At 72.1% G+C, this 26,133-nt stretch carries 20 protein-coding genes; 3 read left to right on the forward strand and 17 right to left on the reverse strand.

Annotation, left to right across the window (positions count from 1 at the left end):
* Positions 1–5 precede the first annotated feature (5 nt).
* Entirely contained in the window at positions 6–1,208 is a 1,203-nt protein-coding gene (locus tag IT072_RS17485) for a glycosyltransferase family 4 protein (RefSeq protein WP_223358107.1), read from the forward strand.
* 19 nt (positions 1,209–1,227) lie between these two features.
* Here IT072_RS17485 and IT072_RS17490 read toward each other — a convergent pair whose 3' ends face one another.
* Complete coding sequence (locus tag IT072_RS17490) at positions 1,228–1,923, reverse strand: SDR family NAD(P)-dependent oxidoreductase (protein ID WP_223358108.1); 696 nt, start codon at positions 1,921–1,923, stop codon at positions 1,228–1,230.
* A gap of 108 nt (positions 1,924–2,031) precedes the next feature.
* On the opposite strand from IT072_RS17490, the gene IT072_RS17495 reads away from it, so the two are divergent.
* On the forward strand, positions 2,032–2,679 hold the full coding sequence (locus tag IT072_RS17495; protein WP_223358109.1) for a TetR/AcrR family transcriptional regulator: 648 nt from the start codon (positions 2,032–2,034) through the stop codon (positions 2,677–2,679).
* 83 nt (positions 2,680–2,762) lie between these two features.
* On the opposite strand, the gene IT072_RS17500 is transcribed toward IT072_RS17495, so the two are convergent.
* The 14 genes from IT072_RS17500 to IT072_RS17565 form a co-directional block, all read right to left on the reverse strand.
* Positions 2,763–3,683, reverse strand: coding sequence for a glycosyltransferase family 2 protein (locus IT072_RS17500; protein WP_223358110.1), 921 nt, complete (start codon positions 3,681–3,683; stop codon positions 2,763–2,765).
* A gap of 126 nt (positions 3,684–3,809) precedes the next feature.
* On the reverse strand, positions 3,810–4,943 hold the full coding sequence (locus IT072_RS17505; protein WP_223358111.1) for a hypothetical protein: 1,134 nt from the start codon (positions 4,941–4,943) through the stop codon (positions 3,810–3,812).
* Positions 4,944–5,096: 153 nt separating this feature from the next.
* Positions 5,097–7,118: an O-antigen ligase family protein gene (locus tag IT072_RS17510; protein ID WP_223358112.1), complete on the reverse strand. Its 2,022-nt coding sequence runs from the start codon at positions 7,116–7,118 to the stop codon at positions 5,097–5,099.
* A 19-nt stretch (positions 7,119–7,137) separates the two neighbouring features.
* Complete coding sequence (locus IT072_RS17515) at positions 7,138–7,890, reverse strand: hypothetical protein (RefSeq protein WP_223358113.1); 753 nt, start codon at positions 7,888–7,890, stop codon at positions 7,138–7,140.
* On the reverse strand, positions 7,887–9,143 hold the full coding sequence (locus IT072_RS17520; protein WP_223358114.1) for a rhamnosyltransferase WsaF family glycosyltransferase: 1,257 nt from the start codon (positions 9,141–9,143) through the stop codon (positions 7,887–7,889). Before IT072_RS17520 ends, IT072_RS17515 begins: the two co-directional genes overlap by 4 nt.
* A 2-nt stretch (positions 9,144–9,145) precedes the next feature.
* Positions 9,146–10,240, reverse strand: a complete 1,095-nt coding sequence (locus tag IT072_RS17525; RefSeq protein WP_223358115.1) for a glycosyltransferase family 2 protein — start codon at positions 10,238–10,240, stop codon at positions 9,146–9,148.
* The gene (locus tag IT072_RS17530) at positions 10,237–11,343 is read right to left on the reverse strand and encodes a DegT/DnrJ/EryC1/StrS family aminotransferase (protein WP_223358116.1); all 1,107 of its coding nucleotides are present in this window, start codon (positions 11,341–11,343) and stop codon (positions 10,237–10,239) included. The genes IT072_RS17525 and IT072_RS17530 overlap by 4 nt, the downstream gene beginning before the upstream one ends.
* Positions 11,344–11,511: 168 nt before the next feature.
* Positions 11,512–13,017: a lipopolysaccharide biosynthesis protein gene (locus IT072_RS17535; RefSeq protein WP_223358117.1), complete on the reverse strand. Its 1,506-nt coding sequence runs from the start codon at positions 13,015–13,017 to the stop codon at positions 11,512–11,514.
* On the reverse strand, positions 13,014–14,051 hold the full coding sequence (locus tag IT072_RS17540; protein ID WP_223358118.1) for a glycosyltransferase family 2 protein: 1,038 nt from the start codon (positions 14,049–14,051) through the stop codon (positions 13,014–13,016). Before IT072_RS17540 ends, IT072_RS17535 begins: the two co-directional genes overlap by 4 nt.
* Positions 14,048–14,692: a NeuD/PglB/VioB family sugar acetyltransferase gene (locus IT072_RS17545; protein WP_223358119.1), complete on the reverse strand. Its 645-nt coding sequence runs from the start codon at positions 14,690–14,692 to the stop codon at positions 14,048–14,050. The genes IT072_RS17540 and IT072_RS17545 overlap by 4 nt, the downstream gene beginning before the upstream one ends.
* 233 nt (positions 14,693–14,925) lie before the next feature.
* On the reverse strand, positions 14,926–16,062 hold the full coding sequence (locus IT072_RS17550; protein ID WP_223358120.1) for a DegT/DnrJ/EryC1/StrS family aminotransferase: 1,137 nt from the start codon (positions 16,060–16,062) through the stop codon (positions 14,926–14,928).
* Positions 16,062–17,054 carry an NAD-dependent epimerase/dehydratase family protein gene (locus IT072_RS17555; RefSeq protein WP_223358121.1) on the reverse strand — a complete coding sequence of 331 codons (993 nt, stop codon included), beginning with the start codon at positions 17,052–17,054 and terminating at the stop codon, positions 16,062–16,064. The genes IT072_RS17550 and IT072_RS17555 overlap by 1 nt, the downstream gene beginning before the upstream one ends.
* Positions 17,051–18,133: a Gfo/Idh/MocA family protein gene (locus IT072_RS17560; RefSeq protein WP_223358122.1), complete on the reverse strand. Its 1,083-nt coding sequence runs from the start codon at positions 18,131–18,133 to the stop codon at positions 17,051–17,053. Before IT072_RS17560 ends, IT072_RS17555 begins: the two co-directional genes overlap by 4 nt.
* A gap of 68 nt (positions 18,134–18,201) precedes the next feature.
* A complete protein-coding gene (locus tag IT072_RS17565; RefSeq protein ID WP_223358123.1) occupies positions 18,202–22,776 on the reverse strand; it encodes a DUF4082 domain-containing protein in 4,575 nt (1,524 codons plus the stop codon).
* A 197-nt stretch (positions 22,777–22,973) separates the two neighbouring features.
* Here IT072_RS17565 and IT072_RS17570 point away from each other — a divergent pair, with 197 nt between their 5' ends.
* The gene (locus tag IT072_RS17570; protein ID WP_223358124.1) at positions 22,974–23,828 is read left to right on the forward strand and encodes a glycosyltransferase; all 855 of its coding nucleotides are present in this window, start codon (positions 22,974–22,976) and stop codon (positions 23,826–23,828) included.
* 117 nt (positions 23,829–23,945) lie between these two features.
* Here IT072_RS17570 and IT072_RS17575 read toward each other — a convergent pair whose 3' ends face one another.
* Both IT072_RS17575 and pip read right to left on the reverse strand, forming a co-directional pair.
* The gene (locus IT072_RS17575) at positions 23,946–25,163 is read right to left on the reverse strand and encodes an amidohydrolase (RefSeq protein ID WP_223358125.1); all 1,218 of its coding nucleotides are present in this window, start codon (positions 25,161–25,163) and stop codon (positions 23,946–23,948) included.
* Positions 25,160–26,119, reverse strand: coding sequence for a prolyl aminopeptidase (gene pip / locus IT072_RS17580; RefSeq protein ID WP_223358126.1), 960 nt, complete (start codon positions 26,117–26,119; stop codon positions 25,160–25,162). The genes IT072_RS17575 and pip overlap by 4 nt, the downstream gene beginning before the upstream one ends.
* Positions 26,120–26,133 lie beyond the last annotated feature (14 nt).

The following is a 26,133-nucleotide window of genomic DNA, read 5'->3' on the forward strand; positions in this document are numbered from 1 at the left end:
CCGACGTGGACGTGACACCGGACCCGCCGCGGGTGCTCTACAGCTTTCCGCACACGCTCGGACGCGCCGGCATCGCCGAGACCGCCCTGCAACAAGTGCGCGGTCTGGCCCGCGCCGGGGTCCCCGTCGTCCTCTTCTGCACGTCGGCGATCGGCGTCGAGCTGCCGCCCGGCGTCGAGCTGCACGAGACCCTGGTGCTGGCGGGCCGCCGCATCCCGCACCGGGCGCTCGGAGTGCAGCGCGCGTACGACCTCCACGACCGCCGGGTGTCCGCCTGGCTGCGCCGCCATCCCGACGCCGTCGACGTGGTCCACGCCTGGCCTCGTGGATGCCTGCGCACGCTCGCCACTGCGGCCGGGCTCGGGATCGCCGCGCTGCGCGAGTCCCCCAACGCGCACACGACCAGCACCGTGCGGGCCTCCGCCGCCGCGTCCGCCGATGCGGGCATCCCGCTGCCCGCCGACCACTCCCACGCCGCCTCCGCAGCCGTGCTGGACCAGGAGGACCGCGAGTACCGCGCCGCGACCGCCGTCCTCGTGCCCTCGGACTACGCCCGGCGCGAGTTCGTCGCCCAGGGCTTCCCCGCCGACCGGCTGCTGCAGCACCGGTACGGATGCGACCTGCAGCGGTTCCCCGCCCGCGGCCCGTTCGGCCCGCACCCTTTCCGTGCCGTGTTCATCGGGCGGGGCGACCCCACGAAGGGGCTGCACGTCGCGCTGGAGGCCTGGGTCCGCGCAGCGATCCCGGACGGCGAGCTCCTCATCGCCGGCCGGATCCAGCCCGACTACGAGGCGGCCCTTCTCCCCCTGCTCGAGGAGCCCGGCGTCCGCCGCCTCGGTTTCGTCGACGATGTGCCGGCCCTGCTCGGCACGGCCGATGTGCTGCTCCTCCCGAGCTGGACCGAGGGCAGCGCGCTCGTCATCCTGGAGGCGCAGGCGAGCGGCTGCGTCCCCCTCGTCAGCGACGCCGGCGGAGCACTCGGCACCCCCGGCGAAGACTACCTGCGCCACACGGTCGGCGACGCGGACGCCCTCGCCGACCAGCTGCGCTCCCTCGCCACAGACCCCGTCCGCCTTGCGCGGCTCTCCGCGCACCTGACGGCCGGCCGGACCGCGTTGGGCTGGGATGCCGCAGCGACGGCGCTCATCGGGTGCTACCGGGAGGCGCTGCTGATGCGGGCGGCGGAGGGGGTGGAGCGGGCGCGCTAGCGTCCGGCGGCGCGGACGGTCAGGGGCGCTGCTCGGCGATGTGGACGTGCGTCTCGACCCGCTCCGCCGCCATCCGCCACAGACGCTCGGCGATCTCGGCCGGATCGATCGCCGTGGGACCGGCGTGCGGCGAGCCCTGCACGGAGCCGTTGATGACGACCTCGCCGACGTAGACGCCCTCCGGGCGCAGCCGGGCGGCGAGGAGGCCGACCAGCTTGGTCTTCGCGGAGCACTCCAGAGCGACGCCGTCGCCGCCGAACGACACCGCGTACCCGTCGATGGCGTCGTCGTGCAGTCCCAGCGCGCCGTTGACGACGAGGACCGCACCGGAGGCGGTCCGCAGGTCGTCGAGTGTCGTCTGGACGGCGGCGAGCAGACCCGCGACGCCGATGTCGAAGACGTGGGCGACGGTCTCCGGGTCCGCGATCAGGACATCGTCCACGACGACGTTCCGGTAGGCGGTGAGAGCGACGGCGGAGACCGGCCCGAGGTCGGCGCGGATCGCCCGCAGTGTGGCCCGGAGCGAGTCGGGGTCGCCGGCGTCGCCGACGAACGCGTGGGCGGCGACACCCGTGGCCTCCAGCTGCGCGACGCCGGCCTGAAGCCGTTCGGCGCGCCGTCCGACGAGGGCGATCGACCAGCCCTCCCGGCCGAAGCGGTGGGCGATGGCGTGGCCGTTTCCTGGGCCGTATCCGATGACGATGAGCACGGGCATGGTGTGCGCTCCTCCGGTGTCGTGCAGCCCGGGCCGGGCCGCGAGAGGACCAGCCTAGCATTAAGTGGAATAGGAGCTTCCGTTTCCGTTTCGGCGTACTCTGACGCCATGAGCACGACAGCATCTCCTGCCCGACGGCCGCGGGCCGACGCCGAACGCAACCGCCGACGGGTCCTCGACGCCGCGACGCAGGTGTTCGCCGAGCACGGCCCGGCTGCGACGCTGGGCGACGTCGCCCGCGCAGCCGGTGTCGGGGTGGGGACGATCTATCGCAAGTTCCCCGACAAGCAGGCGCTTCTCGACGCGCTGTTCGACGACAAGATCGACGGGATCATGCGGATCGTCGACGAGGCGTCGCTGATCTCGGACGCGGGCGAAGCGTTCCGCAGCTACCTCTTCGGCATGATCGAACTCCACGCGTGCGACCGCAGCATTGCCACCGTGCTGTTCGCTCCCGGCCGGTACGACCGATTCCCGCCCGAGCTGAGCGAGAGGCTCGGCTCGACGGCGGACCGCCTGATCGCCGACGCCGTGGCGGCCGGCGAACTACGCCCGGGCTTCACCCGGCAGGACACCATCGCGCTCGCGGCGATGGTCAGCACCATCGCACTCGCCGCGCGCGACACCGACCCCGACCTGTGGCGGCGATACGCCTCGGTCGTGGTCGACGGAACGCGCCCGGGTGCGGGCGACCGGCTGGCGCCGGAGCCGCCGGCGTTCCGCGCCATGACCGAAGCCCTCAGCAGGGTGCTCTGAAGCCCCCGTGACATCATCCGCATCGGCCCGCGAGCCGCTTGAGGAGCCAGGCCTGGAGGCGCAGGCGAGCGGATGCGTCCCCCTCAGACCGCGACCCCGGCCACCCGCACTCCACCGGGCAGCGCGTCGCGCCGTCCGCGGGAGAACAGCGCGGCCAGCGACGCCCGGGCGCTGGCCTCGTTGATGCGCAGGAGGTTGTGGACGACCAGGGTGCCCGCGAACGCCGCGGTCGCCGCCCGGCCGTGCCACTTGCCGTAGTAGCGGAGCTTGTTGACGGTCTGGAGGGCGTCGAGACCGGCGGAACGCCCCGAGCCGCCCTGCTCGTGGACGACGACGGCGGACGGCACATAGACGAGAGGGAGGCCGGCGGCGCGGAGACGGCGGCAGTAGTCGGTCTCCTCGGAGTAGAGGAAGAAGCGCTCGGCGTCCCACGGGCCGAGGGCGCGCGCGGCCTCGGTGGGGACGGCGAGGGCGGCACCGGTCGCCCAGTCCGCGGTGCCGGCGCGCTCGTAGCGGTCGGGTTCGCGGACGAGCTCGGCCAGCGCGCCGGGCCGGGAAGCCCAGTGGTCGCCGAAGAGGGCCTCGCCGAGCGAGCGCAGCACCGTCGGCTCGCGCCGCAGGGAGGGCTGGGTGGCACCGCCGTCGTCGCGGATGCGCGGGGCGGCGGCGGCGCCGTCGGCCGCCTCCACGAGGGCGCGCAGCGCGCCGGGCTCCAGCGTGAGGTCCGGGTTGAGGAAGACCGTGACCGGGGCGGCGGGCGCGGCGGCGAGACCGACGTTCAAGCCGCCGGAGTAGCCGATGTTGCCGGGCGACGCGACGACCGTCACATCCGGTTTGCCGGCGAGGGCGGCGGCGAGGCCGTCGGTGCCGTCGTTGTCGACGACGACGAGATGCCAGCGGACGCCGTCGGCGGCGGCAGGGAGGGAGGCGACCAGCCGCGGCAGGTCGGCGGCGCTGCGGTAGGCGACGGCGATGATCGCGCAGTCGAGGTCGTGTGCTCCCACGGCGGCATCCTATTCACGAAACCGAGGGATGCTCAACTCCCCGTGCGGGGCACACGGTATGACGGAGCGGCCGGCCCCGAAGGGTCCGGCCGCTCTCTTCACGCCGTTCCGATCAGGCGCTTCCGGTCAGCCGCGACCCGGGGTCGCCACGGTCGCACCGGAGGACTGGAGCACGTTGCCCGTCCACTGGTTGCCATTGCCGGTCGCGTACGCGATGGCCGGACCGTAGCCGCCGCACTTCTTGTCGTACTTGTCGCCGAAGGTGTTGCCGATGAAGCGCGTGTTGCTGGCGCCGTAGCTGCCACCGAGGCCGGCGTAGACGCAGTAGCCGCCGCCGTCGAACAGATTGCCCTGCACGAGCACGTTGTTGAACGCGGCCATCTGACTGTAGAGGGCGAGCGAGGCGGAGACGTTGGGCGCATCCCCGGCGTCGAGACGGTTGTTGGTCACCGTGAGGTTGGTGCCGCCGAGGCTCAGGATGGCCTCGTTGTGGCTGCCGCCATTGGCCGGGTCGCCGTAGACGACGATGTCGTAGACCCACGAGTTCTTGATCGTGACGTCCTTGACCAGACCGAAGCCCTTGCCCCAGCCGTGGATGACGCAGCCGTCGCACGTGAATCCGGTGTAGCCCACCGCGGGCGAGCCCGAGTCCTTGGCGCCGTTGTACGGGCCGATGATCTCGACGCGCTTGATCATCGTGTTCGGCGCGGCGCCGTTGTCGCTCGTGTCGATGCGGCCGTGCACCTTCGAGTTCTCGATGGTCACATTGGCCGCACGCACGAGCACGTCGCCGTTGATATCGAGTCCCGAGATGACGGTCCCGGCCGTGGTGATGGTCATGCCGCCCGAGGGGGTGAGCTTCACCCCGGCGGGCACGCCGGTGTTCGACGCGTCGGGCCAGGCGCCCGATCCGGCGTTCGGATCGGTCGTCGGCGACGTGGTGGGCGTCGACGACGGCGTCGGAGACGGGGACTTCGTCGGTGCCGGGGTCGACGTCTTGGTCGGCGTGGGGGCGGGGGTCGCGGTCGGCGAGGGGGACGGCGCCGGTTCGGTCGTCGGCTTCGATGCGCTGTAGCGGTGGTGCTTCTTCCAGTCGTTCCACTGCTTGGACGCCGCGGAGGCGGTCGTGCGGTGCTGACTGAAGCTGTGCGCAGAGGCGACGGAGACCGTGGTCAGGGCGAGCGCCACGGCGATCGCGGAGGCGATGGCCGTGACCTTGCGCACACGCGTGCCCAGGATCGATCTGAAGAACTGCTTCACGAGGGGGATGTTCCTTCCAGTGTCGGCGGGGGTCGACCTGTGAGAGGTGATCACTGACAAGACCCGCGGCTCCGGCCCCCATTTGGGGGCATGGCCGCGAATCGCCTCCCTGTATAGCACAGATGACGAAACATCATTAATCGTGAGCGGATGTTATCCGTTCTCCCAAACGCTTGTCAAACGAAACGCCGCTCCCTTCTTTTTCGGCGCGGGTCGCGTGGGCCGCTGGCGAGGCACGGCGAGCAGCAGCGCCGCGAGCGCGGCCACGAAGCCGCCCAGCACGGCGCCTCCCGCGATGGCACTCGTGCGGCTCACCGGCACGCTGAACACCTCGATCGACGAGAACGAGTCCTCGAGCCGGATGTGCAGGTCCGGGTTGGTCGCCGGCCCCTGCAGCGCGTCGAGCTGCTGCTGCAACGTCGTCCGCAGGGTGATCAGCTTCTCCTTCGCCTCGTCCACGGTCACCCCGCGTGCGGCGAGCTGCATCAGATCGCCGTAGCCGAGCACGTCCGTGTAGGGTGCGAGGCTGCCGGAGCCGACGGCGACCGCGTAGTAGTCGACGCCTGCTGCGGCCAGCTCGTCGTGCACCTGCTGTCCGTCCATCCGGTACTTGAGCACGACGGAGAGGCCGTCGGTGTCGATGCGGGTGTCGAAGGCGTTGGTCGACTTGGGAGGGTCCACCTGCGGGACGACGGACTCCCGCGCCTCGAAGACGCCCTCGGCGCGCCGGGAGGCCAGGAAGCAGGCGGCGAACACCGCGAGCCCCGCGGCGACGGCGCCGAGCACGATCGCCCAGCGCGGCAGCAGCGCGGGCGGCTTCGGGGCGGCGACCGTGGGCCGGCCGCCCGGTGCGAGCGCGGCCTCCGCCCGGTGGACGCGCCACGCGCCTCCCGCCGCCCCGACCAGCAGGCAGAGCGTGCCGAACGCCATCGGGAAGCTGAAGAAGTCGAACGTCGCCGCCAGGATGGCCGCGCAGGCGATGCCCGCGGCGATGGCGAACGCCTGGGTCTGCACGAAACGGTCGCGCGCACCTGACCCGGCGATCAGCGACGCGACGAACGGCACCCCGAAGAACGCGATGAGGGCGAGGGCGCCGATCAGCCCGGCCTCCACCGCCGTCGCCAGGTACTGGTTGTCCAGCGTCCGGTAGATGCTCGGGATGAAGGTGTTGAGTCCGCGCCCGATCAGCGGGGACTGAGCGAAGAACGCCTCCACCGCTTGGAAGTCCTGGGTGCGCCCGCTGATCGAGTTGTCGCTCCCCGCATCGGCGAAGAGGTTCCCGATCGCGCCGTAGAGGCCGGGCACGAAGAGCCGGAAGACCAGCGCGGCGATCGGGGCGATGAGGAGGAACTTGAGCCGCTGCGACGTCGAGGCGATGAGGAGTGCGAACAGCACGCCCAGCAGGAGGGCGATGGCGCCCGACCGGGCGACCGTCAGCGGGAGGGCGCCGAGGATGACGATGAACTGGGCCCACGCCCACCAGCGCCGGTTCGCCGCGTTCAGCGCGTAGTGCGCCGCGAGCGGCAGCAGCATCCCGAGCACGGCGGCGAACTCGATCGAGTGCGTCGCCGTGCCGCTGATACGACGGAAGCCCGCGCGCACGTACAGGCCGCCGATATCGCTGTTCGCCTGCAGACCGGGCAGGTGGAGGAGCGACACGACATCGAGGCCGGTGAAGAACTGCAGGATGCCCATCGCCGCCAGGCAGGCGCCCATGAGCACCGCGAACCGGAGCAGGGAGGACAGCGCGGCGCGCGTGCGCATCGTGTCCGCCGCGTAGAGGATGACACCCATCCCGCCCGCGAGCGAGATCAGCCCGCGCAGGGAGGACGACACCTCCTCCGCGCTGATCGGCCGCAGCATCCCGCCGACGAAGCTGAGGACCATCGCCGCCGAGTAGGCCAGCGCCATCCAGTGCACCGGCGTCAGCCCGATGCGCTCCCGGCTCGAGCTCAGCCGCCCGACGATCCACAGCAGCAGGACGAGGCAGCCGAAGACCGTCGCCGGGGTCCCGGCGGCGCCGAGCGGCTTGATGACGTAGATCGCGGGCGAGAAGACGAGCAGGACGAGATAGATCTGGAAGACGACCAGCGGGTCGAGGCGTCGCCGATCCCTCGCCCGGGGCGGGTCGACGACCTGCCCCGTGCGATCGGGCTTCCCGGCGAGGACGGTCACGTCGGCTCCGTCGTCCCCGTCAGCCGCCGAGGCCGGAGTTGTGCGATGTCAGCGCCGGCCGTGCCGCCTTGCCTCCTGCGGCGCGCTTCGCCGTCGAGAGCAGCTCTTCCTGCACCGGGAGCGCCTTGATCGCGTCGGTGCGCTTGCGGACGGGGGCGGCGGCCCGCTGGGCGTGCCCGGCGCGGATGCGCTCGGCGATCGCGACCGCGATCCCGACCACCAGCATCACACCGGCGAAGCCGATGAGGCCGTTGCGGATGGGCGTGCTGTAGGAGATCGTCGGCTTGCGGTCGGTGGTCAGGTTCGTGGTGGTGACCCACTGCTCCTGCGGTGCGCCGGCCTTCTGCTGCAAGGCGTCGAGCCGTGACGGCACCAGCTTGCCCAGTGCGTCCAGCGTCGAGCGCGCGTAGGCGAGGTCGCTGTCCTCGACCGAGATCGTCATCAGCGGGGCCGCCAGCGAGGTGTCGCGGCTGACCGTGTACTTGAGGTCGGGGTGGTGCTCCGAGAAGGTCCGGACCGTGTCGCCGTCCATCAGCGAGACGGCGACCACGTCGACGGACAGCGGGACGCCGTTGCCGAGGGTGAGGAGCGGATTGCCCGCGACCCCCTTCACGTCCTTCACCGGCGAGAGGAAGAGGTAGCTCGACTCGACCGTGTAGGTGCGCGGGGTCTTCATGAACAGGAAGCCGCCGACGCCCAAGGCGACCACGAGACCGGGAAGGAGCACCCACTTCCAGCGGACCACGATGGCCCAGATGCTGCGCAGTGTCATGATCGCTCCATCCTCGCGGTGGCGGTTTCGGGCTCGGCGGGGGCATCCCCGCGGGCGCAGGCGCGCTCGACGGCGCGGACGACGGCCTGCTTGGCCGGCTCCCAGCTCAGCGCGTCGACGGAGGCGCGGAGCGCACGCGGGCCGGCGGCCCGCTGGATGCGCAGCGCGTCGGCCAGGGCGTCGGCCACGCCCTGCGGCGTCGGTCGCGCCCACGCGACGTGCGGGTTGTCGAGGTCGGCGCGCGTGCCGGGCCAGTCGTTGACGACGGGCACGACCCCGGCCGCGAGCAGCTCGCTGGCGATGAGGGAGACGTTCGTGAACGAGAGGGCGAGCCCGGCGCCGCAGCGGTTGTAGAGGTCGTTGAGCGCGTCCGGGGTCAGGTGCGCGTGCACCTCCGCCGGGAACGGGAGGCGCTTGGCCGGGATGCCGAAGGTGTGGATGGTGACGTCGGGGTGATCCCGGTGGAACCGCTCCAGTGCCAGCACCCCGAGCTCGTAACCGCGCCGGGCGATCCCGGGCTTGGCATAGAAGACGACGTCGTCGCGGCCGGTCTGCGCCGTCACCCCGTAGCGGGAGGTGTCGCAGCCGAACTCGGCGACCGTCGACTCGACGCCGAAGCGGTGGCGGAGTTCGTCGGCGACCATGTGGCCGACCGTGATCGACTCGAAGCCGAAGCGGTAGGTGTCCTCCGCGAGCTGGTAGGCGCTGCCGCGCGGGTAGAAGTAGGGCTCGAAGTCCTGTGCCAGGTAGAAGCGGCGCCCGGGGACGCCAGCGCCGCGGCTGGCGAGCACGTGCGCGGTGTTCCAGGCGGTGGCGATGTACGCGTCCATCCCGCCCAGGCCGTCGGCGAGGTCGCGGATCTCGGCGCGCACGCGCGGCCACCAGGTGCGGATGAGCTGCTCGGAGGCGGCTGCCGGACCGCCGTGGCCGTCGTAGACATAGAGCACGCACGTGTGCCCCGCCCGCTCGAGCGCCTCCACGAACCGGAACATCGTGGTGTGGCCGCCCGACGCCGGGCCCGGAGCGCTGACGACCCACCCGATCCGCAGCGGCTCGCCCTCGGGGACGACGCGGCCGGCGGGCGCCGGGACGACGCGGGCGGAGTCGGCGACATCGTCCGCGAGCAGGTTGAGCTCCTCCGCGTTGTCGCCCCACTTGCGGTGCGCCTTGCGCAGAGCGCGTGCGGTCAGGCCGCCCACGCCCTCGTCGCGGAGGATGCCGGTCGCCCGGTTGACCATCGAGGAGACGGACACGGTCAGACCCCCCTCGCGCGCCAGGCGAACCGTCCGAACTCGCGTGAGGCGCGGAAGAGTCCGGCCCGCGCCACGACCGTCGGCGAGAACCGGGCGCGGGCGGGCCCGACGCGCTCGGCGTGGGCCACGGTGCGCGCGTGCGGGAGGCGGTCGACGTCGACCCCGCGGGCGGCGGCGAACTCGAGGTACGCCTCCGTCTCGGCGGAGCCGCCGCGGCCTTTCGCGTACGCGGAGGCGGCGCGGGCGAGCGCCTCGTCGGCGAGGGCGCGCTCGGCGATGCTCAGGAGACGCTGGTTCTCGGCCTCGTCGCCCATCCCGTCGCTGAAGAGCACCTCGAACGCGAGGGCCCGCTCGTGCAGATCGGAGAGCACGTCGTTCGACCGCGAGAGGCTGCCGTCGTGCTCGCGGTGCCAGGCCTGGTCGACGCCCGCGACCCAGCCGACGTCGGAGGCGCGGGCCACGCGGAACCACATCTCCATGTCGTGCGTGTGGGCGAGCGGTCGCTGGCCGCCGACCTCGTCGACGACGCTGCGGCGCAGCACGACCTCGGGCGACGTGATGCAGTTGACGCCGCGACGGCAGCGGTCGGCGAGCCAATCGCCGCCGCGCCAGACGTCCCAGGCCTTCACCCGGTCGCGGTGCCCGGAGGGGACGACGCCGCTGAAGTGCACCGGGTGGCCGTAGATCAATCCGACCTCCGGGAACGCCTCCCCGAGGGCCACCGAGCGGGCGAGCGAGCCGGGGGTGAGCAGGTCGTCCGCGTCGAGGCGGACGATGTACTCGCCGGTCGCCTCGGCCAGGCCGTCGTTGAAGGTGGCGACAGCTCCCTGGTTCTCGGCGTGCGCGAACACCCGGACGCGCGCATCGAACCGGGCGAGGCCGCGCGCGACCGCGAACGACTCGTCGGTGGAGGCGTCGTCCACGACGACGACGTCCACGCGCACACCCTCCTGGGACAGCGCGCTGGCCACCGCCTCGGGCAGGTAGAGCGCGTAGTTGTAGCAGGGGATCACGACCGTGACGGTGGGCTCGCCGGTCGCCGCGACCGGGGCGTGGCGCGCGGGACCGACGCGGTCCGGCGCGATCGGGGCGCTCATCCGAGGCTCCGGCGGAACGCGGCGATCACGTGCTCCTGCTGCTCGGCGTCGAGCCCGGGATGGATCGGAAGCGAGAGGATCTCGGCGGCGTAGGCCTCGGAGCGCGGGTGCGAGCCGCCGAGGTGGGCGAAGGCCGGGGTGCGGTGCACGGGTGCCGGGTAGTGGACGGCGGCGCCGATGCCCTGGGCGTTCAGCTCGGCGACCACGCGGTCGCGCTCGGGCACCCGGACGACGTAGAGGTGGTGGACGTGCTCCTCGCGGTCGCCGCGCCGCGGGAGGACGACCCCCGGGAGGCCGGCGAGCGCTTCGTCGTACCGGTCGGCGACGGCGCGGCGACGCTCGTTCCACGCGTCGAGGCGCGCGAGCTTGGCCGAGAGCACGACCGCCTGCAGCCCGTCCAGACGCGAGGTGGTGCCGATCTCGAGGTGCTCGTACTTGGCCGTGCCGCCGTGGTTGCGCAGGCGGCGCACCCGTTCGGCGATCGCGGGATCGGACGTGGTGACGGCTCCGGCGTCGCCGTAGGCGCCCAGGTTCTTGCCGGGGTAGAAGCTCGTGGCGGCCACGTCGCCGAGCGCCCCGGACCGGAGGCCGCTGTCGCTGCTGCGTGCGCCCTGCGATTGGGCCGCGTCCTCCACGATCGCGACGCCGGGGCCGACGGCCGCGCGGAGCCGCTCGATGGGGGCGAGCCTGCCGTAGAGGTGCACGCCGACGACGGCGCGGGTGCGTGGCGTGACGGCGGCGGCCGCCTGCTCCACGTCGATGAGGTAGTCCTCGTCGCAGTCGACGAGCACCGGGACGCCACCCGCACGGGCGACCCCCTCCGCCGTCGCGACGAACGTGTTCGCAGGGATGATGACCTCGTCGCCCGCCGCGACGCCCGCCCCGCGCAGGGCGAGCTCGACCGCATCGGTCCCGCTCCCCACGCCGACCGTGTCGGTGACGCCGCAGTAGGAGGAGTACGCGCGTTCGAACGCCTCGGCCTCGGCCCCGAGGATGAACCCCGTCGTCTCGAGCACGCGGTCGAAGCCGGCGCGGACCTCGTCGGCGATCTGCGCGTGCTGCCACGCCAGATCGACCGCGGGAACCTTCTGACTGACGATCATGAGACCAAAGATCCTTCCTCGCGTCGGGCACGCGAGCATCCCCAGAAGAGGCGGGCGGGTCGGTCGGGTAAATGACTCTTCCTCACCTCTTGCAGAATGAGAATACCTCGCTTTTTCGGGATGGTCTTGCCCCCTAACGGGGCGCAGACCGGAAGAGGCGGGGCGGGCTCAGCGCGCGTGCTCGGCGCTGCGACCGGCGGCCAGCGCCGCCTTCGCCCGGCGCAGGAACCAGCGGAGCACGCACGCGGCGTACACGATGCCCCCGGCGAGGGCACCGCCCAGCAGGGCGAGCAGGGCACCGGGGAGCAGAGAGGCGACGAGGAGGCCCGCCGTGGCCGCAGGGAGCATCGCGACCGTCGGCACCAGGCACGCCCGCACCAGTGCCCCGAGGCGGACGTCCGCCCGCCGAAGGGCGATGAAGTACGCGGGGAGCACGAAGACGAGGGACACCGCGAGGTGCACCCATCCCGCGCCGACGATCCCCCAGGACGTGGTCGCGACGATCAACGCCGGGATCAGCGCGACGAACCAGACGAGCTGCGTCCAGAGCACGGCACGGGAGGCTCCCCGCGCGAGGAGGAACGACGCGAACAGGTCGAAGAGGGCGCGGAGGGCCCCGAACAGGCCGAGGGCCGCGAGCACGCTCGCGGACGGGAGCCACTTCTCCCCGTAGACGACCACGATCAGAGGCGCCGCGAGCACCGCGAGGAAGCCGCCGGCGGGGAGCGCGATCGCCCAGGTCAGTGCGGCCGTCGCGGGGAGGACTCCCCCGCCTTCCGTGCGCGAGAAGAGCGGAAGGGCGATCGATCGGACGATCTGCCCGATCGCGCTCATCGGCCAGTTGGAGATGTTGAAGGCGAGCACGTAGAAGCCGAGAGCGGTCGCCCCGACGACGTGGGCGATCACGACGTTGTCGATGTTCAGCAGCGACCACGAGAGCACGTTCGCCCCGGCGACCGGGATGCCGAACGCGAGCACGGCGCGGGCGACCGAGCGGTCGAAGCCGTAGCGCGGCCGCTCGCGCGCGAAGACGAACTGCAGCACCAGGGTCACCGTCTGCGCGACGACCCGTCCGACGGCGAGCGCCATCACTCCCCAGCCGGCGGCGAGCAGGCCGAGGGTGATCCCGGTGCCGACGACGAAGTCGATCGAGGCGATGACGAAGAGCTGGCGCTGGGCGAACCTCCGCTGGAGCGCGGCGTACGGCACGACGCCCGCACTGCCGAGCACGAGGGTGACGGCGAGTACCGCGATGGCGCCGGAGGCGGCGGGGCTCCCCATCAGGTCGGCGACCGGCTGCGCGGTCGCGATCATCACGATGGTGAGTGCGCCGCCCACGGTGAGGCCCAGGGAGGCGACGGTCGGAGCGAGGCGCTCGTGGTCGGGCGAGCGGATGAGGTCGGCGCTCAGGCCGAGATCCGCCAGCGTCATCAGCACCGACTGCACGGTCAGGGCGACCGCGTACACGCCGAACTGCTCGGGCGCGAGGATGCGGGCGAGCACGATGCCGACGGCGAGGCTTCCGATGCGGAGCACCAGGTTGTTGACGGTGCTCCAGGCGAGCCCGCCTCCGACCGCGCGGCCGAGGGACCGGCGGGGCGGTGCGGGCGCGGCGGGCGCCTGGGCCGCCTCGTTCGCGACGGCCGGATCCGGGGTCGGGGTCGGGGTGCTCACAGGCCGTATCGCCTCCACCGCCGCCAGCGCAGCGCTCCGGTCACGCTCGTCACCTGCGACTCGACGGCGCGCCGCAGTGCGCCGGGCGGGCGGTGCCGCCGGGTCGCCGTCTGCCGCCAGAGCCGGGTGGCCGTGATTCCCGGCCAGGTCTCGGCGGCGAAGGCCGAGAAGTCGTCGGCCAGCTCGGGGTCCAGCCCGCCGCCACCGGCACGGGCGACCCGTTCGAGGCGCACCGCCTCCGTGGCCAGGGTGCGGTGGGCGGCGTCGCGGCGCTCCCGCGCTCGGGGCAGACCGGCTCCCGGGCCGTCGAAGAAGGAGGTGAACGTGTCGCGCCGGGCACGGATCTCGGTCAGCAGGCCGCGGTAGTCCGTGAGGTGCATGTTCGCGTCGTGCACCCGGTAGAAGCCCTGGTACGGGCCGGCGACACGGCCGACGTCGGAGATCGCTGCGGCCCGCATCCACAGTTCCATGTCCGCGGTCTGCGGCAGGTCGGGGTCGTAGCCGACCAGGCGGTCCATCACGTCGCGGCGCAGGATCGCCTCCGGGTTGACGATGAGGTTGGTGCCGCGGTCGCAGATGCGCTGAAGCCAGCGATCCCCCTTCCACACCTGCTCGCGGGCGCGCGCCCGCAGCTGCGGCGGCGGCGTCTCGCTGAATTCGGGCGCGTAACCGTAGACGAGGCCGACGCGGGGGTGCCTGCGCATCAGCCCGGTCGATCGGGCGAGCGCCCCGGGCGCCAGCAGGTCGTCCGCGCTGAGCAGCACCACGTAGTCACCCGTGACCTCCGCCAGCCCGTCGTTGTAGGTGCGGATGTGGCCGCGGTTCTGCTCGTGCTCGATCACGCGCACCCGGGCGTCGCGGGAGGCCAGCGCCCGCGCGACGGCCACGCTGCCGTCGGGCGACGCATCGTCGACGATGATCACGTCCACGTCGACCCCGGGCTGCTCGAGAGCGCTGCGCACCGCGGCCGGCAGGTAGTGGCCGTAGTTGTAGCACGGGATGACGACCGTCACCCGCGCCAGCGCGGCGCTCACGATCGGCCCTCCGGGTGCGGGACCCCAACGGGCCGGGCGGGGACGCCCACCCAGGTCTCGCCGTCGGGGACATCGGCGAGCACAGCCGCACCCATCCCGATCACCGCTCCGGCGCCGATCGCGAGACCCTGCCGCACCGCGGCGTTCATGCCGATGTAAGCGGCCTCCCCCACCCGCACGGAGCCGGCGAGCGAGACCCCGGAGGTCACGGTGGCGAAGTCGTGGAGGCGCACATCGTGCGTCAGCGTGGAGTTCGGCATCACCACGACGTGGCGGCCGATCGTCACGTCGGCCGTGAGCACGACCCCGCCGAGCAGGATGCTGCCCGCGCCGACCGCGCAGCCGTCGGGGACGCGCACCGCGTCGTCGATCAGGGTCGTGTACCTCCGGTCGTCGACGCCGAGCGCGTCGAGCCGGTCGACCACCGATCGGCGGCCCGCCCCGGAGCCGACGCACACCAGGAGGTCGGCGTCGTATTCGGCCGCGTGTGCCATTCCGCCGAGCACCTCGGCGCCGGCGACGCGTGTGCCGCGCAGGGCGGGGTCGTCGTCCAGCACGCCGATCACGCGGTGCCGGCTCTGGGCGGCGGCGGCGGCCTCTCGTGCCAATCCGCTCGCGCCGAGCAAGAGCAGGTCTCTCACGGTGCTCCCCCATCCGAAGTCCGTTTCCACCGCGGGCGAGACCCCCGCGGACACGTAACTGATTCATCCTCACTTACGCACAACTGAGAATAACTCACCTGCGATCTCCGCGTCTCCCCCTCTCCGGGGGCCGCTCACGAAGCCTCCGCCGAGGCGGCGAATTGTTCGCCGCCTCGGCGTTTTCGCGCGCACTTTTCGCCGCCTCGACGAGGCGGGAGGAGGGAGGGCGCAGGTCAGGCGAGGGAGGCGACGGGGACCGCGGCGCGCAGAGCGTCGACGACGCGGTCCTGCTCGGCCTCCGTCAGCTGGTGGAACAACGGCAGGATGAGCGTGCCGTCGGTCAGCCGCTCGGTGACGGCGAGCGACGCCGCGCCGGTGTCCCGGTCGCGGTACGCCGGCTGGCGGTGGGAGGCCATGATGCCGCGCCTCGCCGAGACGCCCGCCTCGGCGAGGGAGGCCAGCACGCCTTCGCGGTCCGGCACCTCCACCCAGTACGACTGGAAATTGCCCGTGCCGTACTCGGGATCGGTCACCGGGCGAACCCCCGGCAGGTCGGCCAGGAGATCCGCATAGCGCGCCGCCAGCTCGCGGCGGCGCTCCACGATGGCCGGGAGCTTCGCCAGCTGGACGATGCCGATGGCGGCCTGGAGGTCCGTCATGCGGAAGTTGTAGCCGACCTCGGTGTACTGCTCGGCGGGCGCGAGGAGGCTGGCCTGCCGATCGGCGGCGGAGATGCTCATGGCGTGCTCACGCAGGTGGCGGGCGCGATCGGCCCACTCCGCGTTCGCGGTCGTCAGCATCCCGCCCTCGCCCGTCGTGAGCAGCTTGCGCGGGTGGAACGACCAGGCGGCGACGTCGGCCGTCGCTCCGACCGGGCGGCCGCGGTACGTCGAACCCGCGCCGCATGCGGCATCCTCGACCACGACGATCCCCCGCGGGTCGGTCAGGGCCCGGATGGGCGCGAGGTCGGCCGGAACGCCACCCTGGTCGACCACGATCACCGCGCGGGTGCGGTCGGTGAGCGCAGCGGCGAGGGTCTCGGCCGTGACGTTGCCGGTGCGCTCGTCCACGTCCGCGAAGACGGGCCGGGCGCCGACGTAGACCACCGCGTTGGCCGTGGCGATGAACGAGAAGGACGGGACGACCACGTCGTCGCCCGGCCCCACCCCCGCCACGACCAACGCGAGGTGCAGGGCGGTGGTGCAGCTGGAGGCCGCAACGGCGTGGGGGGCCTCCATGGCGGCCGCGAACTCCTGCTCGAAGCGGGCGACGCGCGGCCCCTGGGCCACCCAGCCGGACTCGATGACCTCGGTGACCGCGGCGACCTCCTCGGCCCCGAGCCACGGCTTCATGACGTTGATGCGCTCCATCACGCCACCAGCTCCCGCCCGGCCGCGATCTCGTCGCGGAGCGGACGCCACCAGTCGACGAGGTCGCGCAGCCCCTGCTCGAGCGGCACTTCGGCGGTGAAGCCGAGGTCGCGCGCAGCGGCGGTCGTGTCGGCGAGGCGGCGGGTGACGCCGTTGACGGCCCGCTCGGGGCCGTGCTCGACGGGGAGGTCGGAGTCCATCGCCGCGAGCAGCGCCTCCGCCAGCCCGAGCAGGCTCGTCTCGACCCCGGAGGCGACGTTGTAGACGCCCTCGCGCACGTCGCTCGCGGCGGCCAGGATGTTCGCGCGCGCCACGTCGGACGCGACCACGAAGTCCATCGTCTGCAGCCCGTCGCCGAAAATCAGCGGCGGCGTGCCGTCGGCGATCCGCTCCATCCAGCGCACCAGGACCTCGGTGTAGAGGCCGTGCACATCCATCCGCGGCCCGTAGACGTTGAAGTAGCGCAGCGCGACGTAGTCGAGGCCGTTCATCGCGCGGAAGCTGCGGAGCATCCCCTCGTTGAACGACTTCGCGGCGCCGTAGAAGGTGTCGTTGTTGTGGTGGTGGTGCCGCTCCCCGGTCGGGAACTCCTCCGCCAGGCCGTAGACCGAGGCGCTGGAGGCGGTGATGAGCTTGTCGACGCGCTCGGCGACGGCGGCCTCGTAGACGTTGAACGAGCCGTCGACGAGCACCTCCAGCGCGAGACGCGGCTCCTCCGCGCACTGGGTGATGCGGATGGCGGCCTCGTGGAACACGATGTCCTTGCCGCGCGTCACGTCGTGCACCAGGTCGCGGTCGCGCAGATCGCCCTCGACCAGAGTGACGCGGCCCGAGGCCAGGGCGCCCTCCAGGTTGGCGACGCGACCGCGGACCAGGTTGTCCAGCACGTCGATGTGGGAGGCGCCGGCGTCGAGCAGCTGGTCGACGATGGTGGAGCCGATGGTCCCGGCGCCGCCGGTGACGAGCACGTCCGCTCCCTGCAGGGCGGTCATCGCGCGCCTCCCGCCAGCTCGAACTCGGTCGCCAGGTCGATGGGTTCGTCCACCGGGGTGACGGCACCGCCACCGGCGAGGCTGCGGGATGCGGCCTCCAGCACCGAGAGCACGCGCAGCCCGGCACGGCCGTCGGTGCGGGGGGCGCGGGCCTCGCGGATGCTGCCCGCGAACTCCTGCGCCATCGCTCCGAGCGCCTCGCGTTCGGGCAGAGCAGGGGACCAGGTGTCGCCGAGCCGGTACGAGACGGTCGCGTCGCGCCGCTCCGCGCCGTCGATCGCCTGCAGGTCGAGGTCGACGCCGCGGTCGTACACGCTGAGTCGCTGCTGCGGGTTGAGGTCGTCCCAGACCAGGGTCCGCTTGGTGCCGCCCACGATCATCTGACGGATCTTCGTCGGGCTGAGCCAGTTGACGTGCACGTGGGCGATCGCACCACCGGCGAGCGGCATCATCAGGTATCCGACGCACGACTTGCCCGCACCGAGCGGATCGGCCCCGTGCGCCGAGACCGTGGTGGGCCGCAGACCGCCGGGGAGGATGAAGTCGATGATGGAGAGGTCGTGGGGAGCGAGGTCCCAGAACACGTCGACGTCCGGCTGGACGAGACCGAGGTTGATGCGGGTGGAGTCGACGTACAGGATCTCGCCGAGCGTCCCCTCCTCGATCAGCTCGCGCATCTTGAGCACGGCGGGCGTGTAGCAGTAGGTGTGGTCGGCCATGAGCACGAGGCCGCGTTCGCGCGCGGCGGCCACCATGGCCTGCCCGCGCTCGCCGGTGTCGGCGAGCGGCTTCTCGACCATGACGTGCTTGCCCGCCGCGAGGGCGGCGCGGGCGATGTCGTGGTGCGTGCGGGCCGGGGTCGCGATGGCGACCGCGTCGATGGCGGAGTCGGCGAGCACCGTCGCGAGGTCGGTGTCGATGCGGTCGAGTCCGACCTGGTCGGCGACACGGCGGGCGCGCGCGGCGTCCAGGTCGCAGATCGTGACGAGCTCCCAGTCCGGGCTGCCGCGGAAGTTCCGGGCGAGGTTCGGGCCCCAGTACCCGGCGCCGATGACGGCGATGCGCAGTCGTGTTGTCATTGTCGTGCCCCCAGCACCTTTCTGTCTGCTCCGGCCGCTTCGGGTGCGACCGGATGCGGGATCCGTCGTCAGGACGACGGGGTGAAGCGGATGTCGACCCAGTAGTTGTGGGTCACCACCTGATCCGGGAAGCCGGTCGAGTACGAGTACGCGCCGCCGTTCGCCGGGATCGTGAGCGCCCCGCTCGTGACCGCCGACGCGAGCCCGCCGACGGTCACGGCGTACGTGGACGCCGTGGTGTGGTACGAGGCCCGGTACTCGACACCGGCCTGGATCGGCACCGGCGTCGCGAACGTCACCTCCTGCCAGCCGCTCGCGGTCTCCGCCGTGTAGTTGGCGGTCGCGAGCACCTGACCCGTCGCGCTCCACAGCGTGGCCGTGTGCGTCCCGGTGTCTCCTGCGCCCTTGTAGAAGCGGATGCCGGAGATCGTCCCGGCCGTCGACGAGCTGAAGCGCACGCCGAGCTGGACGGGGCTGCCGTCCGGCCAGGAGGTCGACCCCGGAACCGAGGCGTCGGAGAAGAGGGTGGTCGAGGCGGGCGTGGTCGTGCCGCCTCCGGTCGAACCGCCGCCCGTGCCGCCGCCGGAGCCGGTCGAGCCGCCCGTCGTCCCGGTCGAGCCGCCCGTCGTCCCGGTCGAGCCTCCCGTCGTCCCGGTGGAGCCGCTGCCGGAGCCGCTCGACGCCGGGGCGAACACCACGTCGACGAAGTAGTTCGTCGCGTTGTAGCTGTAGGTCGGGAAGCCGCCCGCTGGGCCGTAGAAGTACCGGCCGTTCCCGGTCGTGCCGGCGGTGAGGGGTCCGGCCGTCTTGGCGGTGGCGAAGTCGTTCGACGTGTACGAGTAGTTGCCCTTCGGCGCCAGGTACGAGACCACGTAGGTGCTCCCGGGCGTCAGGGTCAGCGGCGTGCTCAGCTGCGCGGTCTGCCAGCCGGTCGCCGTCTCGTTCGTGAACGTGACGGTGGCGAGGCGGTTGCCGCTCGCATCCCAGATCGAGCCGGTGTGCGTCCCGGTGTTCGTGGCCCCCTTGTAGAACCGGATCGCGGTCACGGTGCCGGCCTGCGAGCTCGAGAACGACATCCCGAGCTCGACGGCGGAGGGGTCGTCCGTCGCCGCGAGCGTGGCCGGGGTGCTGCTGCCGAAGAAGGAGTAGGTGGTCGGCTGCGCGACGGAGGCCGTGGTGAACGACCAGTTCTGGGTCGGCAGTGTCGCGCCGTCGGTCGAGGTGACCCCGGAGACGCTCACCGAGATCGTCGCCCCGGCGGGCAGTGCCGCCGACGGGGTGAAGGTGAGGGTCTTGCCGTCGGCGGAGAGCGCCGTCGCTCCGGCGATCGCCGTCGAGCCGCTGGTCACCGTGTAGGTCGCCCCGGCGTTGATCGGCGCCGAGAGGGTGATCGAGATCGGGCTGTTCGTGGCGACCCCGGTCGCTCCGCTCGCCGGGGACTGCGAGCTCACTGCGATCGCGGGCGCCTGCTTCGTGAAGACGACGTCGACGAGGTAGTTCGCGGTGGAGCTGCTGCCCGGGAAGCCGGTCGGGTACGTGTAGGCGCCCGCGTTCGTCCCGGCGCTCAGCGGAGTCCGCGTGATCCCGGAGCCGCTGAAGTCGCCCGGCGTGACCGAGTAGGTGCCCGTCGGCGAGGAGTAGGCGGCGACGTAGGTCGTGCCCGCCGCGATGGTCACCGGTGACGAGAACGTCACCGTCTGCCAGCCCGACGTCGACTCGCCGCTGAAGGTCGCGCTCGCCAGGAGCCCGCCGGTCGCGGTGTAGAGGTAGCCGGTGTGCGTGCCCGTGTTGCCCGCGCTCTTGTAGAACCTGACCCCCGAGACCGTGCCGGCGACCGAGCTCTGGAACTTCACGCCGAGCGTGACCGGGCTGTCCGTCACCTGGAGGATGCTCGGGGTGGTCGAGTCGGTGAAGAGGCCGCACGGGCAGGTGCCGGGCGCGGGGTCCGGCTTGACCGTGGTGAAGCTCCACGTGCCTCCGCTCGAGAGCGTCAGGCCGCCCGTGTCCTTCGCGGTCATCGTGACGGAGTACTGCACGAACCCGTTCAGGGCGGCCGACGGCGTGAAGGTCGCGGTCCGGGTGGTGGACGCGTACGAGACGGTGCCGGCGACCGGGTTGCCCAGCTGATCCTTGACGGTGAACGCGATGGTGGACGCGGTGACCGGCTTCGAGAACACGGCCCCGATGGTCGACGACGTCGGAACGCTCGACGATCCCGGGAGCGGGAACTGCCCGGTCGCGGTCAGCGGCGAGCTGTCGGTGGTGGTGAAGACCGCGTCGACCCAGTAGTTGGCGGAGTCGTAGCTCGAGGTCGGGAACTGACCGGGCGTCGTCGTGTAGACGCCCGCACCGGCGGCGCCGTACCCACCCGCCACGGTCAGCGGGCCGGCGGTGATCCCGCGGTAGTAGAAGGACTCGTTCGTGGCCGAGTAGTGCCCGTTCGGCGCCGTGTACGAGACGACGTAGGTGGTCCCGGACGAGACCGCGACGGCGGGGCTGAAGTTGGCCGTCTGCCATCCGCTGGCCGTCTCGTTCGTGAACGTGACGGTCGCGAGGCGCGTGCCGCTCGCGGTCCACAGCGACCCGGTGTGCGTTCCGGTGTTGGAGGTCGCCTTGTAGAAGCGAACGCCCGACACGAATCCGTCCTGGTTGGGCGTGAACTGCAGGCCCGCCTCGATCGGCGTCGCGTCACCCGCGTCAGCAGTGGCCGGAGCGGCGGTGCCGAACACGGTGTACGGCCCGGTGACGGTGAACGACCGGCTGGCGGGCGTCGCCGCGAAGTTGCCGCTGTCGTCCATCGCCCTCACCTTGACGGCCTGGGAGCCCGCGCCCTGCTGCGTGTACGTGTACGTCCAGCTCGTCGTTCCTGTCGCCGCGTGGTAGGTGGAGCCTCCGTCGGTCGATACCTCGACGCCGGCGACGACGCCGCCCACGTCGCTGGCGGTGCCGGTCAGGGTGACCTTCGCCCCGTTGGCGATCGAGGCGCCGGAGGCCGGGGCGGTGATCGAGACGGTCGGAGCCGTCGTGTCGGTGGACTTGGTGGCCGCGACGAGTCCCGCCATCAGCGTCCCCGGCTGCGCGTTCATGTCGGCCAGGAGGTTGACCTGCGCCTGCTGCATCCGCACGTCGGCGGGCGCGCCGTCTCCGTCGTGCTCCTGGTCGAGTCCCCACGACCATTGGATGGTGCCGGCCGAGAAGACCAGGGCCCCGCTGGCCGCGCGGTACAGGGTGACGTGGTGCGTCGTCGTCCCGGGGATGACCGTGTTGCCGTAGTCCTGCAGGTACTGGGGCACGGCGCCGACCGTCGTCGAGAGCTGCACCAGTCCGGCGGGCCGGAAGCCGTTGTCGACGTCTTCGTCCGACTCGTAGCCGATGGTGTGGGGCGCGAGCGCCGTCGTGGAGCCGGCCGCCATGCTCGAGAGGCCGGTGTTGCGCCAGAGCCTGGTCTTGCCCTGCGCCGCCGTGACGGTGATCGCGAGGTCGCTGAAGTTGGACATGTACTGCGTGCCGGTCAGGCCGTTCTCCGGCATTCCCGCGCCGTTGGCCTGGGAGGCGAACCGCGGATCCCGCCAGGTTCCCGTCCACTCGGCAGTCGGGTCGATCTTCTTGTCGGCCCAGGTCTCCTTGTACGACACCAGCGTCCGGTAGGCGGTCGGTGTCCCGGCGACGGAGTTCTCGTAGCGCGTGTGCCAGTACATCTCGTTGCCCGACAGGAACTGCAGGTTCACGCCGGCATCCCGCGCCGCGAGCACGTTCGCACGCTGGTTCGCCGACCAGTACTCGTCGTGGCCGACGGAGAGGAAGACCTTGTGCTTCGTGAGGAGCGAGCCGTAGCGGTCGGTGTCGACGCCCGCCATGTAGGCGACGTTGTACCCGTTCTTCTCGAGGAATCGGACCTCGGGATACTCGTTGGCGAAGTAGAAGTCGCGCCCGCTGTTGTCGCCGCGCGTGACCACCGGCCGGTTGTAGCTGATCTTGTAGGCGCGGCCGTTCGCGGCGCCCTGGTAGAAGTCGGAGCCGCCGTAGGTGTTGTACGCCTGCCACGTCGGGTCGGAGGTCTGGAAGAGCACGGGGGCCGTCGACGCGTCGTTGCGCACGATGAACGTGATCTGGCTCTTGCCGCCGGTGTCGGTGCGGGTGAGGAGGGCGATGTAGACGCCCGAGACGACATCCGTCGGGACGTTCCAGGAGGCCGACTGGGCCCAGTTGCCGCAGTCGTAGAGCTCGGTGGTCGCGTCCGTGACGCACTGCGGCTGGATCTGCGGGAGGGCGGCGGAGACGGGGACGTCGGCGATCTTGCGGGCGCCCAGGCCCTGGTAGTAGCCGGTGCGGAAGATCTGGATGGTGTAGGCGTGGGCGTCGGTGTCGACCTTGAAGCCGATCGTGCCGCCCACATTCACACTGATATCGGTGGAGAAGCCCTGGATGCTGGGGTCGCCCGCGCCGCTGATGTCCCACACCGAGGGGTCGGTGCCGGCGAGCGCGTTCTCGCAGACGATGGGGTTCGCGGCGGTGCCGCAGCCGCTGGCCGCCCGCGCCGCCTGTCCGAACGCCACGGCGAGCCAGGTGACCAGCACGACGACCATCACGGCGGCGACCGCGCCGAGCGGTGACAGGCGACGCCCCGTGCCTGTCCCGCGCATCCAGATAGACTGAGCTTTACTCACATCTGAGAGATTGTCACATTTTCGCGCCGGCTGCGCACCCCCCAACGGGGGACGAACCGCATTCTCCTGAACGAGTACGATCGGAGCATACCTGACGAATCCTCGTCTTTGATGCGCTCACGGGGGAGGATGGTCGGTCCGGTCTCGAGTCTCGACAGCACGGAAGGGGAACCGTGGACATCCGCACGGTGAGCGGGGCGGTCATCGTCCCGGCGCACGACGAGGAGGCGGTGCTCGCGCGCACGCTCGATGCGCTGCGGCCGGTCGCCGCGAGCGGCACCGTCGACGTGATCGTCGTCTGCAACGGTTGCTCGGACGCCACCGCCGACATCGCGCGCCGCTACGCCGGCCTCACCGTGATCGAGATCGAGGCGGCCTCCAAGGTCGCCGCGATGAATGTCGGAGATGCCGCGACGCAGCGCTGGCCGCGTCTCTATCTCGACGCCGACATCCAGATCGAGCCCGAGGCGGTGGCCGCCGTGCTGCACGAGCTCGCGCGCCCCGACGGCCCTCTCGCCGCCCGGCCCGCCTCGGTGGAGGACGTGCACGACGCGACCTTCCCGGTCCGCGCCTACTACCGCGCGCGTGCCCGTATCCCGGAGGTCGGAGTGCGCCTCTGGGGCGCGGGCGGGTATGCGGTGTCGCAGACCGGGCACGCACGCTTCGAGCGATTCCCCGACATCGTGAACGACGACTCCTGGATCCACAACCTCTTCACCGACGACGAGAAGGCGGTCCTCGACACCCCGCCGATGCTCGTCCGGGTGCCCCGCACGACCACCGCCCTGCTCGCCGTCATCACCCGGCACCGCCGGGGGCAGCTCGACCTCGGCGTCTCCCTGGGCGAGCAGTCTTCTCAGCGCGCCCGCGCCATCCTGCGGAGCGCGAAGGGCCCGCGCAGTGCCGTCGACGCCTTCTGCTACGCCGCCCTCACCCAGATCTCCCGGATGCGCTCGCGCCGTGCCGACGCGACCCAGTGGTCACGCGACCCCAGCACCCGCGAACCGTCCCCGGCCTCCCCCCGCTGACCGCCCCGCCCCGCGCAGACCGAGCCGCCCCACCGCGCCCGCCCCGCGCAATTCCGGAGATCTTCCACGCCCGCCTCAGAGTCACCGTTCGAACGGCGGATTCGCCGGCGCGTCGCCTCAGAAGGCCGGAGTTCCGGAGACCCGCACCCCGCCCGCCAGCACCAGCTCACGCGGAGGAGCCAGCACCAGCGCCTCCGGCACGTTCTGCGCGTCGACCAGCACCACGTCGGCGGGAGCGCCCGCCACCAGATCGTGCACCGGTCGCCCGACGAACACCCCCGCCTCGCTCGTCGCGAGACGCACCACGTCGGTCAGCTCTTCGTCGCGCCGGGCGCCGGAGAGCTGGGCCAGCCGGGTCGCGAGGCGCAGCATGTCGCCGTCGCCGTACGGCCCCCACAGGTCGCGGATGCCGTCGGTTCCGAGGCCGACCGGCACCCGCGCGGCGCGGAGGTCGGCGAGCGGAAGGCGAGACGCGTTGATCGGCGCGACCGTGGTGATCGACACCCCGGCCTCCCGCAGCTCCTCCACCAGCGCGCGCTGCCGCGCCGGCGGCAGGTCGCCGATGGCGAAGCCGTGTGCCACGTTGACGCGGCCGGCCAGCCCGAGCGAACGCGTCCGCTCGACGATGAGATCGTACTCGAACGCGCCCAGCTCTCCGCCCTCGTGCAGGTGGATGTCGAGACCGACGCCGCGGCGGTCCGCGATCTCGAACAGTGCGTCCAGCTGGCCGACCGGATCCCGGTCGATCAGTGCCGGGTCGAGACCGCCGACGTGGTCGGCCCCCTCGGCGGCCGCGCGATCGAGCAGTTCGAGCACACCGGGGCGGCGCAGCACGCCGTCCTGCGGGAACGCGACGACCTCCAGCGCGACCGGCACGCCGAGCGCGGCCACGGCCTCCCGCACCACGGCGATGCCGCGCAGTCCGACGCCGAGGTCGACGTCCACGTGCGACCGGAACGCCGTCGTGCCCTGCGCGACCAGCGCGCGCAGCAACTGCAGTGTGCTGTCCGGGCTCGGGATGCCGAGCTCGTCGCGGTGGGCGCGCTCGTGCGCGATGCGGCCCTGGGTCGTGGCCTCCCCGCCGTACGGCACCCACTCCCGCCCCCACCAGCTCTTGTCGAGATGGGCGTGCGCGTTGACGAGCCCCGGCAGCGCGAGCAGCCCGCGGCCGTCGATCGTCTCGCCGCCGACGAGCTCCGGCCGCGCGGGATCGTGCGGCTCGACGGCTGCGATCGTGCCACCCTCGATCAGGAGGTCGGAGGCGGCGCCGCCCCACGGCCGCACGTCGGTCAGCAGCACCGCGGCCTGCGCCGTGGCGTCGTGCGCACCGCTCATCGGTCCGCGAATCGGTCGGTCGCCTCGATCAACGCGTCGAGGATGCCCGGCTCGTCGTAGGCGTGCCCGGCGTCCGGGATCATCCGCAGCTCGGCCTCCGGCCACGCCCGGTGCAGGTCCCACGCGGTCATCGGCGGGGTGCAGACGTCGTAGCGGCCCTGCACGATCACGCCGGGGATGTCGGCGAGGAGGTGCGCGTCGCGGATCAGCTGCCCGTCCTCGAACCAGCCCCCGTGTGTGAAGAAGTGGTTCTCGATGCGCGCGAAGGCGACCGCGTACTCCGGCTCCGTGAACGTCGCCACCAGCTCGGGCCGGGGACGCAGCGTGATCGTGGACGACTCCCACCGCGACCACGCGACCGCCGCCGGACCGTGCACCGCCGGGTCGGGGTCGGCGAGCAGCCGAGCGTAGGCGCGGATGAGGTGGCCGCGCTCCTCCACCGGCACCGGCTCCAGGAAGCCTTCCCACAGATCGGGGTACAGCGCGGCGGCCCCGCCCTCGTAGAACCAGTCCAGCTCCTCGGCGCGCAGCGTGAAGATCCCGCGCAGCACGAGTTCGGTCACGCGCTCGGGATGCGTCTCCGCGTACGCCAGCGCCAGGGTGCTGCCCCAGGAGCCGCCGAACACCTGCCACTTCTCGATCGCGAAATGCTCCCGCAGGCGTTCGATGTCGGCCACCAGGTGCCACGTCGTGTTGAGCGACAGGTCCGCCTCCGGCTCGCTCGCGTGCGGGAGGCTCTTGCCGCAACCCCGCTGGTCGAACAGCACGATGCGGTACTTCGCCGGATCGAAGAGGCGCCGGTGCGACGGGGTCGTCCCGCCGCCCGGGCCCCCGTGCAGGAACACGACTGGCTTGCCCTCCGGGTTGCCGCTCGCCTCCCAGTACAGCTCCTGGCCGTCGCCGACGTCCAGCATTCCGGTCTCGTACGGCTCGATCTCGGGGTACAGGGTTCGCATGCTGTCGAGGCTAC

Source organism: Leifsonia sp. ZF2019, from assembly GCF_019924635.1.
GTDB lineage: Bacteria > Actinomycetota > Actinomycetes > Actinomycetales > Microbacteriaceae > Leifsonia.